The following is a 14,510-nucleotide window of genomic DNA, read 5'->3' on the forward strand; positions in this document are numbered from 1 at the left end:
CGGCCGCCAGTGGCGGCCAATGCGGTCCGACTCGGCGCGGTCCGACCGCGTGGGCCGGGTTCGGCGTGGTCTAGTTGGTGAAGACCACGTCGACCCAGTAGTTCGGGCCGTAGTTGCCGTTCGTCGCGATCGTCGGGAAGCCCGTGCCGTTGCCGTACACGGACGCGACGCCGCCCAGCTGCGGGGTGTTCACGGGGAACAGCCAGCGGCTGGTGAGGCTCGGGTCGTGCGAGTAGTGGCCGTTGGGCGCGAAGTACGAGACCACGTACGCCGTGCCCGCCGTGACCGTCACCGGCGTGGCGAAGGTCAGCGTCTGCCAGCCGCTCGCCGACTCCCCGGTGAACGTGCCGGTCGCGAGCTGCGTGCCGGTCGTCGTCCACAGCGAACCGGTGTGGGTTCCGGTGTTGCCGATGCCCTTGTAGAACCGCACGCCGGTCACCTGGCCGTCGACCCCGGGCGTGAACCGCAGGCCCAGTTCGTACGGGTTGCCGTCCGCGGTCTCCGAGATCTGCGGCGTCTCCGCGGCGCTGAACACCGAGCACGGGCACGCCGCGTCACCAGTGGTGAACGACCAGTTCAACGCGGCGGCGGTGTTGGCGCTGGGATCCCACGCCTCGACCGTCACCCGGTAGTTGTTGTTGCGGGACAAGGGTGCCACCGGCGTCCAGACGAGGGTCTTGTCGTCGTTGGCCAGCGCCAGGTTGCCGCGCAGCGGGACACCCCACCGGGTCTCGACGCGGAACTTGGTGCCGGTCAGGCTGACCGCCTCGTTGAACGTCGCCGTGACCGACGTGTCGATGCCGACGCCGGTCGCCTCGTTCGACGGCGTGGAACCGGTGTTCACCGGGGCCGTCTGGTCGGCGTACGGCGTGAAGTCCACGTCGACCCAGAAGTTGCCGCTGTAGAAGTCGGTCGGGAACGCGCCGGTCGTCGTCGAGTAGCGGCCGTTCGCGTACGCCCCGGACGCCGTGTACAACGGGCCGGACACGACCGGGCTGCGCCGGTCGAAGTAGCCCGGGTCGTAGGAGTACACGCCGTTGGGCGTGGTGTACGAGGCGACGTAGATCGTGTTCGCCTTGACCACCAGCGGCGGGTCGAGCGTGAGCGTCTGCCAGCCGGTCGCCGTCTCGTCGGTGAACGTCCCGGTCGCGAGCTTCGTGCCGAAGTCGTTCCAGATCGAGCCGGTGTGCGTGCCGGTGTTGCCCGCACCCTTGTAGAACTTGATCGCGCTCACCACGCCGTTGTACGGCGAACCGAACCGCACGCCGAGCTCACGGGCGTTGCGGATGCTGCCGGACCGCACCTCGGGCACGATCGCCGTGCTGAACAGCGACGCCACACCCGGCCCGGCGGCCTGCGTGGTGAACGACCAGGTCACCGGCGCGGTGATCACGTTGCCGTTCACGTCGGCGACGGTGACCGAGACGTTGTAGTGCGTTCCGGGCGTGAACGAGCCGTTCGCCGTCCACGTCACGGACTTCAGGTCACCGGACCACACCGCGCTGCCGGCCAGCGACGCGCCGCCGTCGTCGGTCACCCGGATCTGCGCCGAGGTCGTGTCGATCGCCTCGCTGAAGCCCGCCGTCACCGAGGCACCGAGCGCCACGTCACCGGCGTCCGGCGCGGGCGTGCGGGTGTCGAGGGTGGGGCGGACGTGGTCGCCGTTGGTGCCGTTGCGGTAGACGACGTCGACCCAGTAGTTCGACGCCAGGTGCCCGGTGGACGGGAACCCGCCGCCGTAGCGGTACACGCCGTTGGGCGCCGCGACCGTGTCGATCGCGGCCTGGATCTGGCCGTGCCCGACGGGCGTGGTCGAGCTGAAGAAGCCCTGGTCCGCCGCGTAGTGACCGTTGGGCGCGTAGTACGACACGACGTAGTCGGTGTTGGCCTGCACCACCACGGGGGTGGCGAAGGTCAACGTCTGCCAGCCGACCGTGCTCTCACCGGTGAACGTGCCGGTCGCGAGCTGCGTGCCGGACAACGACCACAACGTGCCGGTGTGCGTGCCGGTGTTGCCGACGCCCTTGTAGAAGCGGACGCCCAGCACCTCGCCGCGGCCGGTGAAGCGGACCCTCGTGCCGAGTTCGACGGCACCGGAGTCGTTGGCGCTCGACTGGGTCGGCGTGGCGAAGTCGTCCCAGATCGTGCACGGGCAGTCCGCCGGGCGGGTCGCACCGGTCCTGAACGTCCACGTGTACGCCGTGGTCTGGTTGCCCGCCACGTCCTTCACCCGCACCGACGCGGTGTAGGTGGTGCCGGCCGTGAGCGCGGCGTCCGGGGTGAGCTTCGCCGTGGTGCCACCGCTGATCACCGAGGTCTGCGCGGCGACCGCGCCACCCGGACCGGTCAGCGTGAACTCGACGGCGGTCGGGTCCAGCACCTCGTCGTAGCCGGCGGTGATCGACGGGCTGAGCCCGACGCTGCCCGCGCCCGCCAGGGGTGCGGTGGAGAGCTGGTCGGGCGCGTGCGTGTCGGGACCGGCCTCGGTCGCCCACACGACGTCCACCCAGTAGTTGGCGTCGTTGGCGCTCAGGTCCGGGTAGCCCGCGCCGCCGCGGAACACGCCGTTGAAGCCCTCGGTGCCGGACTGGAGGCCGGTCAGCGGCTCCAGGTACCGGGCCGAGGAGGCGAAGTAGCCCGAGTTGAGCGCGAAGTGCCCGGTCGGCGACAGGTACGAGGCCACGTAGGTGGTGTCCGCCGCGACCGCCACGGGCGAGGAGAAGATCAGCGTCTGCCAGCCGGTCGCCGTCTCGTCGGCGAAGGTGCCGGTGGCCAGGCGCTGCCCGGCGGTGTTCCACAGCGAGCCGGTGTGCGTGCCGGTGTTGCCCGAGCCCTTGTAGAACCGGACGCCGCGCACGTGGCCGGCCGTGCCCGAGCGCCACTTCACGCCCAGTTCGAGCGCCGAGGAGTCGGCGACGTCGGGGTTGGCCGGGACGTCGGCGTCGCTCCACAGGCTGCACGGGCACGCGCGCGGCGCGACGGTCGGGCCGGCCGTGGCGATGCTGGTCTGGGTGTGCGTGGAGTCCACCGTGCGCGCCGAGAGCTGCGCCGTGCCCGACGCCTTCGGGGTGTAGGTGGCGCTCCACGTCGTCTGGCCGACCGTCCACGTGGCGACCTGCCAGTGGGCGCCGTTGTCCGACGACACCTCGACCCCGGCGATCCCGGCGTCGTCGGACACCGTGCCGCCGAACGTGTAGGGCGTGCCGACCGCGGCTCCGGCCGGGGTGCTGGTGATCTCGATGGACGGGGCGGCGTGCGCCGCGGGCGTGATGGTCACGACGGGCACGACCGCGGCGAACACCGCCGCCGTGAGCAGCCGTGCCCAACCGGGTCTGTGACGGGTTGCGGGCAATGACATGTGGTTCTCCCCTCGGGGCCTGACGGCCCGTGGTCCCACGTCGGGCATCGGCTCGATCGCGGCTCCCGTTACCGAAATTCAAGAGCCCGCTTCGGTATTCGGATGAACGGTCGAACGTACTCCGGTCAGAGGGGGTCTTCGCAGGTCAGATAATCTGTCAATGGGAGCCGGTGCAGTCCGCCGAAAGCGCTCCAGGGTGCGCGATTGCCGTGTTCCGGTGGTCTGTTCGCGGCTGCTCCGAATGGTCTTCCCGGTTTTCGGATCGCCGCCGAAGTCGGTATTCGTGGTTATTCGCCGGATTCCGGTCGGTGCGGGTGTCCGCACCGGAACCGGGCACGCCGGCCACGGCTGGTCCCTACCCTCGGGGGATGAAGACGACGGGGGTGGGGATGCGACCGGGGGACTGGCCGGAGGTGCTGGCCGACGTGGACCGGCAGGCGACGTGGTTGCGGCGCTCGCCGGACCGGATGGGGCTGGCGGGGTTGATGCGGCTCTACGACGTGCCGGCGGTGAGCATCGCCGTGCGGCAGGACGGTGCCGAGCCGTGGGCCGGCGCGTACGGCGTGCCGTTCACCGGCTCCGCCGACGTGGTGGGACCGGGCACGATCTTCCAGGCGTGCTCGATCAGCAAGCACGTGGCCGCGTTCGGGGCGCTGCGCCTGGTGGACCAGGGCGTGCTGGACTTGGACGAGGACGTGGACGCCTACCTGAGGTCGTGGCGGCTGCCCGATTCCGACGGGTGGCGGCCGACCGTGACGCTGCGCCACCTGCTCGCGCACACCGCGGGCCTGTCCTACAACTGGTTCCGCGGTTTCGGGCAGGACGAGCCGCTGCCGACCATCACCGAGGTGCTGCACGGGCAGCCGCCCGCCACCAGCCCGCCGGTGCGCCCGACGATGGTGCCCGGCACCGCGTTCCGCTACTCCGGCAGCCACTACGCCGTGCTCCAGCAACTCCTCGAAGACGTCACCGGCACCGGGTTCGCGGACCTGGTGCGCTCGCTCGTGCTCGACCCGCTCGGCCTCGTCGACAGCAGCTTCGACCAGGACTTCCCGCACCGCCGCGGTGATGTCGCGCACGGCCACCACGTCGACGGCACCCCGCTGCGCGGCGGGTGGCGGGTGCAGCCGGAACTGGCGGGCGCGGGCCTGTGGACGACTCCCGCGGACCTGACCCGGCTGGCTACCGAACTGGCCCACGCCCGCACCGGCGATTCCGCCCTGCTGTCCCGCGAACTCGCCGTGGACGCGACCACGCCTCAGGTGCCCGGCGGCTACGGCCTCGGTACCAGGGTGTACGACGACGGCAGGTTCGGCCACACCGGCGGCAACGTCGGCTACTCGTGCTGGCTGGCCACCTGGCCGTCGTCCGGGACCAGCATGGCGGTGATGCTGGCCAACGACGGTGCCGACGAGGTCCTGTGGACCCTCCTCACCGCCGCCCGCGAGGTCTACGACACCCCGCCGGTCCGGGCCGGTGCCGTCGACCCGGTCGGCGAGTACCGCGCGTGGGACGGCTGCACCGTAACGATCACCGACGACGCCGGCGCGCTCGCGTTGCAGGTCCCCGGCCAGCCCCCGCTCCCGCTGCACGCCCTCCCGAACGGCGATTGGCGCACCGCGGCCCTCGACGGCGAGCTGACCGTGCGCGAACGGGGCGGCGAGGTCGTGCTGGAGCTGCGCCAGCAGGACACCGTGCTCACCGCAACGCGGCCCCTGGTCCGCGGTGCGACGCTGGAGGCCGCGGCGGACGTCGCAGCGGACGTCGCGGAGGGCGGGGCGTGATGGTCGGACGGGTGGTGGTCGTCGGCGCGGGTGTGTACGGCGCGGCGGTGGCGGCGTCGCTGGCGGACCGTGGCGCGCGGGTGACCGTGGTGGACGCGGGCGCGCCCGCCGGCGGCACGTCCGGGGCGACGTTCTCGTGGACCAACTCCTGCGGCAAGCAGCCCCGGTCCTACCACGACCTGAACGTGGCGGGCATGGCGGCGCACCGGCGGCTCGCGGCGCAGGGCGACTGGTACCACGAGGGCGGCAACCTGGAGTGGGCAGGCGACGCCGCCGGGCAGCGGGAGTTGCGGCGCAAGGTCGCCTCGCTGCTGGACTACGGCTACGAGGCGCGGTGGCTGGACCGGGCCGGGGCGCTGGTCCTGGAACCCGACCTGGACCCGGCGTCGGTGCCCGCGGACGGCATCGCCTACTTCCCGCGCGAGGGCTGGGTCGAACCGGCCCGGCTGATCGGCCACCTGCTGTCCCGGGCCGTCGCGCGCGGCGCGGAGGTGGTCCGCGACGACGCCGTGACCGGTCTGGACGTGGCCGACGGGGCGGTCCGCGTGGTCCGGCTGGCGTCGGGCCGGCGGCTGCCGGTGGACGCCGTGGTCAACTGCGCCGGCCCGCAGGCCGCCGGAATCGCCGAACTGGCCGGGCTGGCGCTGCCCATGCGCAACACGCGCGGCGTGCTGGTCTACACCTCGCCGGTCGCGGTCGCGGTGTCCCGCGTGGTGCACGCGCCGGAGGTCCACCTCCGCCCGGACGGAGCCGGGCGGCTGGTGCTGCACACCCACCAGGTCGACGGCGCGGCGCACGTCTCGGAGTCCGGGCGGACCCACGTCGACCCGGCGGCCGTCGACGCGGTGCTGGCCGCCGGGCGCGAGCTGTACCCGGGGTTGCGGGCGGCGGCCGTGGTGGACGTGCGGGTGGGGGAGCGGCCCATCCCCGGCGACGGGCTGCCGGTGCTGGGCCGGGTGGTCGGGCTGCCGAACTTCCACTTCGCGGTGTCGCACAGCGGCGCGACGTTGAGCGTGCACGCGGGCGACCTGGTCGGCGCCGAGGTGCTGGGCGAAGACCGCGACGACGCACTGGCCCCGTTCCGGTTCGAGCGGTTCCTGGTCGATCTCGACCCGCAACAGAGCCCGGACGACGGCTACCGCGCCAAGTCTGTGGAGCGGCTGCTCGACCCGGCGTGAACGCGGCCACACCGCCGGTTACACCAGCCGGAGCGTCTCGTCCACGCCGAGCGTGAACACGTCGGGCCGCGCGTAGTGGCCGACCGGGTCGAAGTCGAACCGGGCGCGGGCGAGGTCGGCCAGGTCGAGGTCGGCGACGAGCACGCCCTCGCCGCCGCGCAACGGTCCGGCCAGCACCTCGCCCAGCGGTGAGACGATCATGCTGCCGCCCGCGATCAGGACGGTGGCCGGGTCGTCGCCCTGCACCGGGTGCACGTCGGCCGGTTGGTCGGCGCGCGTGAGGTACTGGTTGGCGCTCAACACGAAGCAACGGCCTTCGCGCGCCACGTGGCGCATGGTCTCGCCCCAGTTCTCGCGGTCGTCCACGGTCGGTGCGCACCACAGGTCGACGCCCTTCGCGTACATCGCTGTGCGCAGCAGCGGCATGTAGTTCTCCCAGCAGATCGCCGCGCCCAGCCGCGCCCGGCCGGTGTCGAACACCGGCAGCGTCGAACCGTCGCCCTGGCCCCAGATGACCCGCTCGGCGGCCGTGGGCACGAGTTTGCGGTGCAGGCCGAGGTAGCCGTCCGGGCCGAAGAACAGGGCCACGCAGTACAGCGTGCCGCGCCGGCGTTCGATCGCGCCGAGGACGACGTGGCAGCCCAGTTCCCGGGTGAGCGCGGCGAGCCGGTCGGTCTGCGGACCGGGCACGGTGATCGCCGAGTCGTGGTAGCGGCGGAACAGCTCGCGGCCTTCCGGCGTGCGGTTGCCGACCGTCACGCCGAAGTCGAGGCCCTTCGGGTAGCCGCCGAGGAACGCCTCCGGCAGCACCACCAGGCCGGCCCCGTCGGCCACCGCGCGGCGGATCCACTCCTGGGCCCGGCGGAGGTTGTCGGCGGTGTCGAAGAGCCGGGCCCCGGCTTGGACGACGGCGGCGCGCACGGTGCTGGTCATGTCCGCGACGTTACGTGGTGTCACCGGGTCGTGGCGGCGGCGACGACCCGGTGACACCACGCGCGGAGGTCAGCCCTGCGCCGTGAAGTCGACCTCGCCGGTCTTCACGGTCGCCGCGGTGCGGCCCGGCGCGGTCTGGAACGACCAGTACAGGTTCGTGTGCGTGATGACCTGGTCCGGGGTCGGCGCGCCCCACGCCGACAGGTCGTCGGTGGTGTGCGCGTCGGTGACCAGGGTGGCGTCGTAGCCCCGGACGAACGCACCGTGCAAAGTGGACCGGACGCACGCGTCGGTCTGCGCACCGACCACGACCAGGCGGCCGACCGCGAGCCCCGCCAGCACCTCTTCCAGCGTGGTCTCCTCGAACGAGTCGCCGTACTCCTTGGCCACCAGCGGCTCGGCGGCGTCCGGCACCAGCTCGGGCACGATCTGCCACTGGTCGGTGCCCTTGGGCAGCTCCTCGGACGAGTGCTGGACCCACACCACGGGAACGTCCTCCTGGCGCGCTTTCGCCACCAGGCTCCCGATGTTGCCCACCACGGCGTCACGTTCGTGCGCTTTTCCCACGACGCCGTTCTGCACGTCGATGACGATCAGCGCGGTGTTGGGCCGCTGGTTCAAAGTCGTCATGATCTTGCCTTTCCCCCGCAGTCGGATGTCACCGCCGACACTAGTCGCAGCCGGGCCCGGCGCGTGGCGGATCGACCGCGGGCAGGGCACTTCGCTTGCGCACCAAGGGTTTCGGCAACTGACGGTAAGCCTGCGATCACTCGTCCGGATCGGCCCCGGGCCGCCGCGAAGCGCTCAAGGGCGCACTGATCGCCGAGTACGAGCGGGTCACTCCGATGGACGCGCGGCTGAGCTCGTCGCCGAAGATCACCGGATGCCCGAGCACCTCGAGAACGCCGAGCGGCGCGTGCTCGAAGACCGCCGGTCCGCGGCGTCCGAGACACCCGGTTGAGCGAGCCACCCGGTTGAGCTAGTTACACGCCGGCGCGCCGGCGGGAGGATGGCGACCGTGCCCCACGAGACGATCACGGTCGACACCGCCCACGGCCGGGTCTCCGGCATCGCCGAGGCGGAGTTCGCGCGCTTCCAGGGGATTCCGTACGCCGCGCCGCCGACCGGGCCGAACCGGTTCGGCGCGCCCGTACCGCCGCGGCCGTGGAGCGGGGTGCTGCCCGCGCACGGGTTCGGCCCGCCCGCGCCCCGGCCCGTCGGCGGCTCGTTCGACGAGATCCTCAGCGGCCTCGACCCGGTGCCGGGGGACGGCTGGCTCAACCTCAACGTCTGGACGCCGGACGTGACCGGGTCGTCGCCGGTCCTGGTGTGGATCCACGGCGGCGCGTTCCTGCGCGGCTCGTCCGCCGGGACCATGTACGACGGCGCGGCGTTCGCCGAGGCCGGCGTGGTGCTGGTGTCGTTCAACTACCGGCTCGGCGTCGAGGGGTTCGGGTACGTCGCCGACGCGCCGGTGCCGGCCAACCGGGGGCTGCTCGACCAGATCGCGGCGCTGGAGTGGGTGCGCGACAACATCGCCGGGTTCGGCGGCGACCCGGACAACGTGACCGTGTTCGGTGAGTCGGCCGGCGCGATGAGCATCCTGACCCTGCTGTCGCTCGACCTCGGGCTGTTCCACCGGGCGATCGCGCAGAGCGGCAGCGCGCACGTCGTGCAGACCGCCGCCGACGCCGCCCTGGTGACCGGGGAGATCGCCCTGGCACTCGGCGTGCCGCCGACGGCCGAGGGACTGTCCGGAGTGGACACCGCCGACCTCGTCGCGGCGCAGACCCTGGTGCACAACCTGGTCGTGGGCACGGCGGACGCCGGGAAGTACGGCGAGAGCACCATCCAGACCTGCGGCATGTCGCTGGTGCCGGTGGTGGACGGCGACCTGGTGCGGGTCCGGCCGATCGACGCCATCGCGGCCGGCGCGGGCCAGGACGTGCCGCTGGTCATCGGCACCACGACCGAGGAGCACCGGTACTTCGTGCTGTCCCAGTCGTGGGAGGGCCTGCCGGTCGGGGCGTGGGTGCAGCGGCTGGCCGCGTACGGCGTGCCCGACCCGGCCCGGTTCTACGACCAGTACGCCGAGGGCACCACCGCGCGCTACCCCCGCGACACCCCGGCGGAGGTGTTCTCGGCGGTGATGACCGACCGGCTGTTCCGGATCCCCAGCCTCCGGGTGGCCGAGGCGCGCAAGGGCCACGCGCCCACCTACGTGTACGACTTCGGGTGGCGCACCCCCGTGCCGTCGGTCGGCGGCGGCGCGCTGGGCGCGTGCCACGTGGTGGAGTTGCCGTTCGTGTGGCACACCCTGGGCGCGTCGGGCGTGGACGAACTGGTCGCCGACGGGCCCGTCCCGCTCGCCGACGAGGTGAACGGCCGGTGGGTGGAGTTCGCGGCGACGGGGAGCCTGGAGTCGTGGGACGAGTACGGCGACGAGCGCCCGGTGATGGTCTTCCACGCGGAGCGGTCCGCGGTCGTGCCGGACCCGCGTGGGGCGGAGCGCGCCCTGTGGGACGGCGCGCTCGATCCCGAGTAGCGCGCGGGGTTCGGCGTCGACCGCGCTTGTCACACCCCGCCGGGCGGGCCACGATGACGCGGTGGGCATCGATCCCGCGGGGCGGCGGGCGCGGATCACGTGACCGGGCTGCGCAACGAGGTGTCGTCGGAGTCGGTCGCCACGGCGGTCCAGGTCGGCGTGCCGCACGGCGGCATGCACCTGTCCGCACCGCCCGAACAGCCCGTCCCGCGCCAGTTGCCCGCGCCGCCCGCGCACTTCACCGGCCGTGAAGCCGACCTGGCCCGCCTCGACCGCGCGCTGGACGGGGCAGTCGGCACCGTCGTCATCTCGGCGGTCACCGGCGCGGGCGGGATCGGCAAGACATGGCTCGCGCTGCACTGGGCGCACCGCAACGCCCACCGGTTCCCGGACGGCGTGCTGCCCGTCGACCTGCGCGGGTTCAGCCCCGACGACGAGCCGGTGCCCGCGTCCGTCGCCGTGCGCGGGTTCCTCGGTGCGCTGGGCGTGTGGCCGGCGGCCGTCCCGGTGGACGAGCACGCCCAGGCTGCGCTGTCTCGGACCCTGGTCACCAGCCGCCGTCGGTTGCCGATGCCGGCCGGCGCGTTCGGCGCCCGGTAGGTGGCGCTGGACCTGCTGCCTGACGTGGACGCGCACGCGTTGCCGGAGCGCCGGATCGGGGCGTGCCGCCGCCCACCCCGACCTGTCGCCGGCGGTCGTGGCCGACGAGTTGCGGGAGGCCGGGTTGGCCGGTCTGGACGACGGCGAACCCGCCGCGAGCGTGCCGGTCGTGCTCTCGTGGTCCTACCGCGCGCTGCCGCCGGAGCACACGCCGAGGTCTTCGCGCTGCTGGGCGTCGCGCCCGGTCCGGACATCGCCGTGGCCGCCGCGTCCAGGCTGACGGGGGCCGCCCGTCCACAAGACCCGGATCGTGCTCGACGCCTTGGAACAGGCTACCCGCACGAGTTCTCCGGCGGGCAGCGCCAGCGGGTGGGCATCGCGCGGGCGATCATCCTCGAACCCGACCTGGTGGTGGCCGACGAGCCGGTGTCCGCGCTGGACGTCTCGGTGCAGGCGCAGATCGTGAACCTGCTGGAGGACGTCAAGCGGTCGTTGTCGCTGACCACGCTGGTCATCGCGCACGACCTGGCCGTGGTCCGGCACCTGAGCGACACGGTCGGCGTGATGTACCTGGGCCGGCTGGTGGAGGAGGCGGAGTCGACCGCGCTCTACCGCGACCCGCTGCACCCCTACACCCGCTCGCTGATGTCGGCCGTGCCGCTGCCGGACCCGGAGGCCGAGGCCCGCCGCGAGCGGATCATCCTGACCGGCGACCTGCCCAGCCCCACCGCACCACCACCCGGCTGCCCGTTCCACACCCGCTGCCCGGTCCGCCGGGACACCCGGTGCGCCACCGAGGTCCCGCTGGTCCGCGAGGTCCGGCCGGGGCACCGCGTCGCGTGCCACTGGGTGGACGCCCAGCCCGTGCCCGGTGGTCGGTGACGGACCGAGCCCCGCGCACGTCGGTGCGCGGGGCTCGGTCTTGCGGTCCGTCAGCCGTGGTCTGTCAGCTGTGACCCGGTGGTGGTGGGCGGCAGTCGTCGGGAGGCCGTCGGTGGCGGTGCGTGCCGGCCGAAGCCGGTCACGCCCGCGACACGCCAGGGGTCGGCACGGCGGTCGCCTCTCGGCGGTGTGCACGACGCGGCTCCAGCCGAACGGTATTCCGCGAAGGCATTTCTGGTGAGGCCCGGGGACACTGACCGCACCGACCGCCTCGTACAACGGCCGCCACCCCCGGCTTGTTCCCCGAAGTGGAATGTGTCTCCGGTCACATCCTGGTCATGGTCGGCGGCCCTCGCGCTCGCGCCTCGGGGGTCCGGTCCGCCGGGCGGGAGCCGGGGTGAGGCGGACCGCCGGACTCAGCCCGGCTTCGGGCAGCCGTGTTCGGTGGTGTCCGGTCCGTGGCTGTAGAGGACCCCCGTCATCAGCGCGCAGCGCGGGACGCCGGGGGTGCCGGTCACGTCGTGGATGTCGTCGATCTTGAGGATGGCCAGGTTCCGGTTGTTGGCGATCCGGCTGGTCTGGAAGCCGATCCGGCCGGTGGTGCCCTCGAAGTCCATCTCGCGCAGCCGCTGGGCGATCGCGGCCCGGTGCGGGGTCGAGCCGCCCTTGGGTCGCAGTTCGCGGACCGCGGCGGCGAACAGGCTGGCCGTGTCGTAGAGGCCGCCGACCCGTTCGCCCGGCCAGGGCGCGACCGGCTTCTCCTGCTCCGACAACGTCTTGTCCAGCAGGCCGCGCAGGTCGTGGTAGCCCGCGCAGAACGTGTCGAGGATGAACGGGCCGCCGGCCAGCGCGCCGGACCGGCCGGCCACGCAGTCGGCGCCCGAGAGCACGACCAGGCCGCCCATCCCGACGTAGGCCAGCGGGACGCCGTTGAACTCGTCGCTGGTCCGGCCGGGGGTGTGCGCGACGAACCGCGACACCGCGTCCGACGCCACGATCTGCGGCAGCCGCTTGGGATCGGCGCACTTGCTGCGCATCGCCCGCACGAAGTCGCCGAACTCGTCCTCGCGACCCGCGTAGAACGCGATCTGCCGGCTCGGGTCCGCGCCCTCGACGCACTCGTTCGACGGTGCGGAGTCCGCCTCCCGCCAGTCCTGGTTGGGCGCGAGGATCTCGGCCGTCTCCGGGCGCAGCCGCATCACCTCGATCAACGAGTCGACGTACGGGTCGGGTCCGGTGCCGCCGCGGTAGATGGTGAGCTTGGTGGCCCGGGTCTGGACGGCGTAGGCGCCGACCAGCTCGGCCTGCTTGGCGTTGTCCGGCACCAATCCGAAGTACAGCGGTGACAACGAGTCCAGCCCGACCTTGGTCAGCGAGGTGCCGACCGCCGGGATGCCGTGGTCGCCCAGTTCCCGGATCGCCGACGCGGTCTGCTCGACGCTGCGCTCGAGGCCGATCACGCCCAGGACCTTCGGATCGGCCTCGATCAGCGGCACCAGCAGGTCGCGCGCCACGGCGTGGGCGTCGCCCATCTTGCTGCCCCCGTTGGCCACGACGATCCGCAGCAGCGGTCCGTTCGTGATCCCCGCCCTGTTCAACTGCCGCTGGCGGATGAACAGCCCCTCCAGCTCCTCGGCGACCGAGTGCTCGGCGGCCGGGGCGCTCTTGTTGAACGTCAACCCGGCGAAGTAGACCAGGGTGAAGTACGGGCGGTCGGGTGCGTCTCCGTGCAGCACGGCCGCTTCGGCGTTCTGCGCGAAGACGTGCTCCTGCGCCAGCCGCAGCCGCTCGTTGCGGCCGAACACCTGGCCGGGGTTGTCGCTGTAGCCCAGGCACTGGTCCTGGCCGTCGATCTCGACCACCCGGGTGGCGATCCCGGCCGACACCGCGCCGAAGAACGCGCAGTCGGCCCGCCAGTGCCGGCTGAGCGACGCCGCCGGCCACGCCAGGGCGGCCAGCAGCACGATGACCGCCAGCACCTCGCCGACACCGCGCCGCGCGGGCCACGGCTCGCGGCGCGGCTGCTCCCACGCCTCCACGTCCCACGCGTGCCGGTCGCGGCCGGGCAGGCCCGCGCCGTCGGGCACCGACGCGGGCAGGCTCACGAACAGGTAGCGGGCGTCGTCGGCGAGCAGTTGCCGGCGGCGCGGCAGCCGGCCCTTCCAGGTGCTGAACGCCTCTTCGGCCACGTTCGGCGTCATCGGCGTGCTGGGCTGGGCCAGATCGGCGGGCAGGTCGCCGCCGGCGGTGACGAACAGCAGCGGGTCCAGCTCGCCGGTCTCGTTGCGCACCTCGTTGACCAGCCGCAGCAGCTCCCAGCCGGCCGGGTCGACGTCGTCGAGCAGCACCGGGACGTAGGTGGTCCGGCGCAGCGCCCGCCGGCGCGGCAGGAACCCGGCCCGCGTGCGGCGGTAGGCCGTGCGCAGGTCTTCGAGGAAGGCGTGCACCAGGAGCTTGCGGAACTGCTCGGGGTTCTCCGAGTCCCGCCGGTCCTTGGTGAGCCGTTCGGCGAAGGAGAAGAAGTCCGACGAGTGCCGGGGCACCATGTAGGGCTGGCGCAGGAACCAGCGCCGCTCGCGCCCGAGCCCCGGCACCCGGTCGCGCCCCCAGTACAGGCCGACCAGCCGCCCGGCGAACTTGGTCAGCGCCATCAGCAGCTGGGCGCGGTCGCCCGCCTTCTCGGCGAGGTCGTCCACCGCGCCGAACATCCGGTGCCGGCCCCACGAGCGCAGGACGGCTTCCATCGGCCGTTCGTACTTGACCTGCTTGGGCGCGAGTTCGACACCGGTCAGGTGGTGGGCCAGTTCGTAGTGGTCGAAGCTCTTGAACGAACTGCGGCCGAACTGCCCGCCGCGCAGCTTCCCGTGCAGCGCGTGCAGCAGCGGCAGCACGGCATCGGGGTGCTTGAGCGCGTCCGCCGGGGTGGCCAGCACGTGCGGCACCTTGGGCGTCTTGGCGGCCAGCGCCCGGTCGAGCGTGGGCAAGAACCCGTCGGCTCCCGGTTCGCGGATCAGGCACACCAGGGGCAGCGGCAGGTCGCCCCGCCGGTCGAGGTCGCCATCGCGGGCCAGCAGCCGCGGCCGCTGGATCACCATGCGGACGAGCGTCAGCAGCGCGTCGACACCGAGGAAAACCGGATTGGACACGTTCCCCCTTCACCCCGGCGAATTCCCCGTCACCCGGAAAGACTGCTCGCGACGCCGGGCGGAGGCCGGCACCACACCTCTTGG

8 protein-coding genes and 1 pseudogene are annotated in these 14,510 nt (G+C 72.9%); 5 read left to right on the forward strand and 4 right to left on the reverse strand.

The features are described 5' to 3' along the window. Window positions 1–70: 70 nt before the first annotated feature. Window positions 71–3,358, reverse strand: coding sequence for a DUF4082 domain-containing protein (locus BN6_RS18595; RefSeq protein WP_015101243.1), 3,288 nt, complete (start codon window positions 3,356–3,358; stop codon window positions 71–73). Window positions 3,359–3,726: 368 nt separating this feature from the next. Here BN6_RS18595 and BN6_RS18600 point away from each other — a divergent pair, with 368 nt between their 5' ends. Next, window positions 3,727–5,142: a serine hydrolase domain-containing protein gene (locus tag BN6_RS18600; RefSeq protein WP_084672702.1), complete on the forward strand. Its 1,416-nt coding sequence runs from the start codon at window positions 3,727–3,729 to the stop codon at window positions 5,140–5,142. Beyond that, window positions 5,142–6,320 carry an NAD(P)/FAD-dependent oxidoreductase gene (locus tag BN6_RS18605; protein WP_015101245.1) on the forward strand — a complete coding sequence of 393 codons (1,179 nt, stop codon included), beginning with the start codon at window positions 5,142–5,144 and terminating at the stop codon, window positions 6,318–6,320. The genes BN6_RS18600 and BN6_RS18605 overlap by 1 nt, the downstream gene beginning before the upstream one ends. Before the next feature lie 18 nt (window positions 6,321–6,338). On the opposite strand, the gene BN6_RS18610 is transcribed toward BN6_RS18605, so the two are convergent. After that, window positions 6,339–7,253 (reverse strand): nitrilase-related carbon-nitrogen hydrolase, encoded by a 915-nt coding sequence (locus tag BN6_RS18610; RefSeq protein WP_041313219.1) that lies wholly within the window; start codon window positions 7,251–7,253, stop codon window positions 6,339–6,341. Window positions 7,254–7,322: 69 nt separating this feature from the next. Then, window positions 7,323–7,883, reverse strand: coding sequence for an isochorismatase family protein (locus tag BN6_RS18615; RefSeq protein ID WP_041313222.1), 561 nt, complete (start codon window positions 7,881–7,883; stop codon window positions 7,323–7,325). A 379-nt stretch (window positions 7,884–8,262) separates the two neighbouring features. On the opposite strand from BN6_RS18615, the gene BN6_RS18620 reads away from it, so the two are divergent. From BN6_RS18620 to BN6_RS48890, 3 genes and pseudogenes are all read left to right on the forward strand, one after another. Further along, a complete protein-coding gene (locus BN6_RS18620) occupies window positions 8,263–9,798 on the forward strand; it encodes a carboxylesterase/lipase family protein (protein WP_041313225.1) in 1,536 nt (511 codons plus the stop codon). Between the two features lie 99 nt (window positions 9,799–9,897). After that, a complete protein-coding gene (locus BN6_RS18625; RefSeq protein ID WP_015101249.1) occupies window positions 9,898–10,398 on the forward strand; it encodes an ATP-binding protein in 501 nt (166 codons plus the stop codon). Window positions 10,399–10,698: 300 nt separating this feature from the next. Then, window positions 10,699–11,280: pseudogene (locus BN6_RS48890) on the forward strand (oligopeptide/dipeptide ABC transporter ATP-binding protein); the annotation flags it as partial. 416 nt (window positions 11,281–11,696) lie between these two features. On the opposite strand, the gene BN6_RS18635 reads toward BN6_RS48890, so the two are convergent. Further along, window positions 11,697–14,426 (reverse strand): ABC transporter substrate-binding protein, encoded by a 2,730-nt coding sequence (locus BN6_RS18635; protein ID WP_015101251.1) that lies wholly within the window; start codon window positions 14,424–14,426, stop codon window positions 11,697–11,699. Window positions 14,427–14,510 lie beyond the last annotated feature (84 nt).

This window comes from Saccharothrix espanaensis DSM 44229 (assembly GCF_000328705.1).
Lineage (GTDB): Bacteria > Actinomycetota > Actinomycetes > Mycobacteriales > Pseudonocardiaceae > Actinosynnema > Actinosynnema espanaense.

What these genes read in the sequence shown, in the direction of transcription:
- BN6_RS18595 (WP_015101243.1), bottom strand. Translation starts at nt 3,358, where the DNA reads ATGTCATTGCCCGCAACCCGTCACAGACCCGGTTGGGCACGGCTGCTC.
- BN6_RS18600 (WP_084672702.1), top strand. Translation starts at nt 3,727, where the DNA reads ATGAAGACGACGGGGGTGGGGATGCGACCGGGGGACTGGCCGGAGGTG.
- BN6_RS18605 (WP_015101245.1), top strand. Translation starts at nt 5,142, where the DNA reads ATGGTCGGACGGGTGGTGGTCGTCGGCGCGGGTGTGTACGGCGCGGCG.
- BN6_RS18610 (WP_041313219.1), bottom strand. Translation starts at nt 7,253, where the DNA reads ATGACCAGCACCGTGCGCGCCGCCGTCGTCCAAGCCGGGGCCCGGCTC.
- BN6_RS18615 (WP_041313222.1), bottom strand. Translation starts at nt 7,883, where the DNA reads ATGACGACTTTGAACCAGCGGCCCAACACCGCGCTGATCGTCATCGAC.
- BN6_RS18620 (WP_041313225.1), top strand. Translation starts at nt 8,263, where the DNA reads ATGGCGACCGTGCCCCACGAGACGATCACGGTCGACACCGCCCACGGC.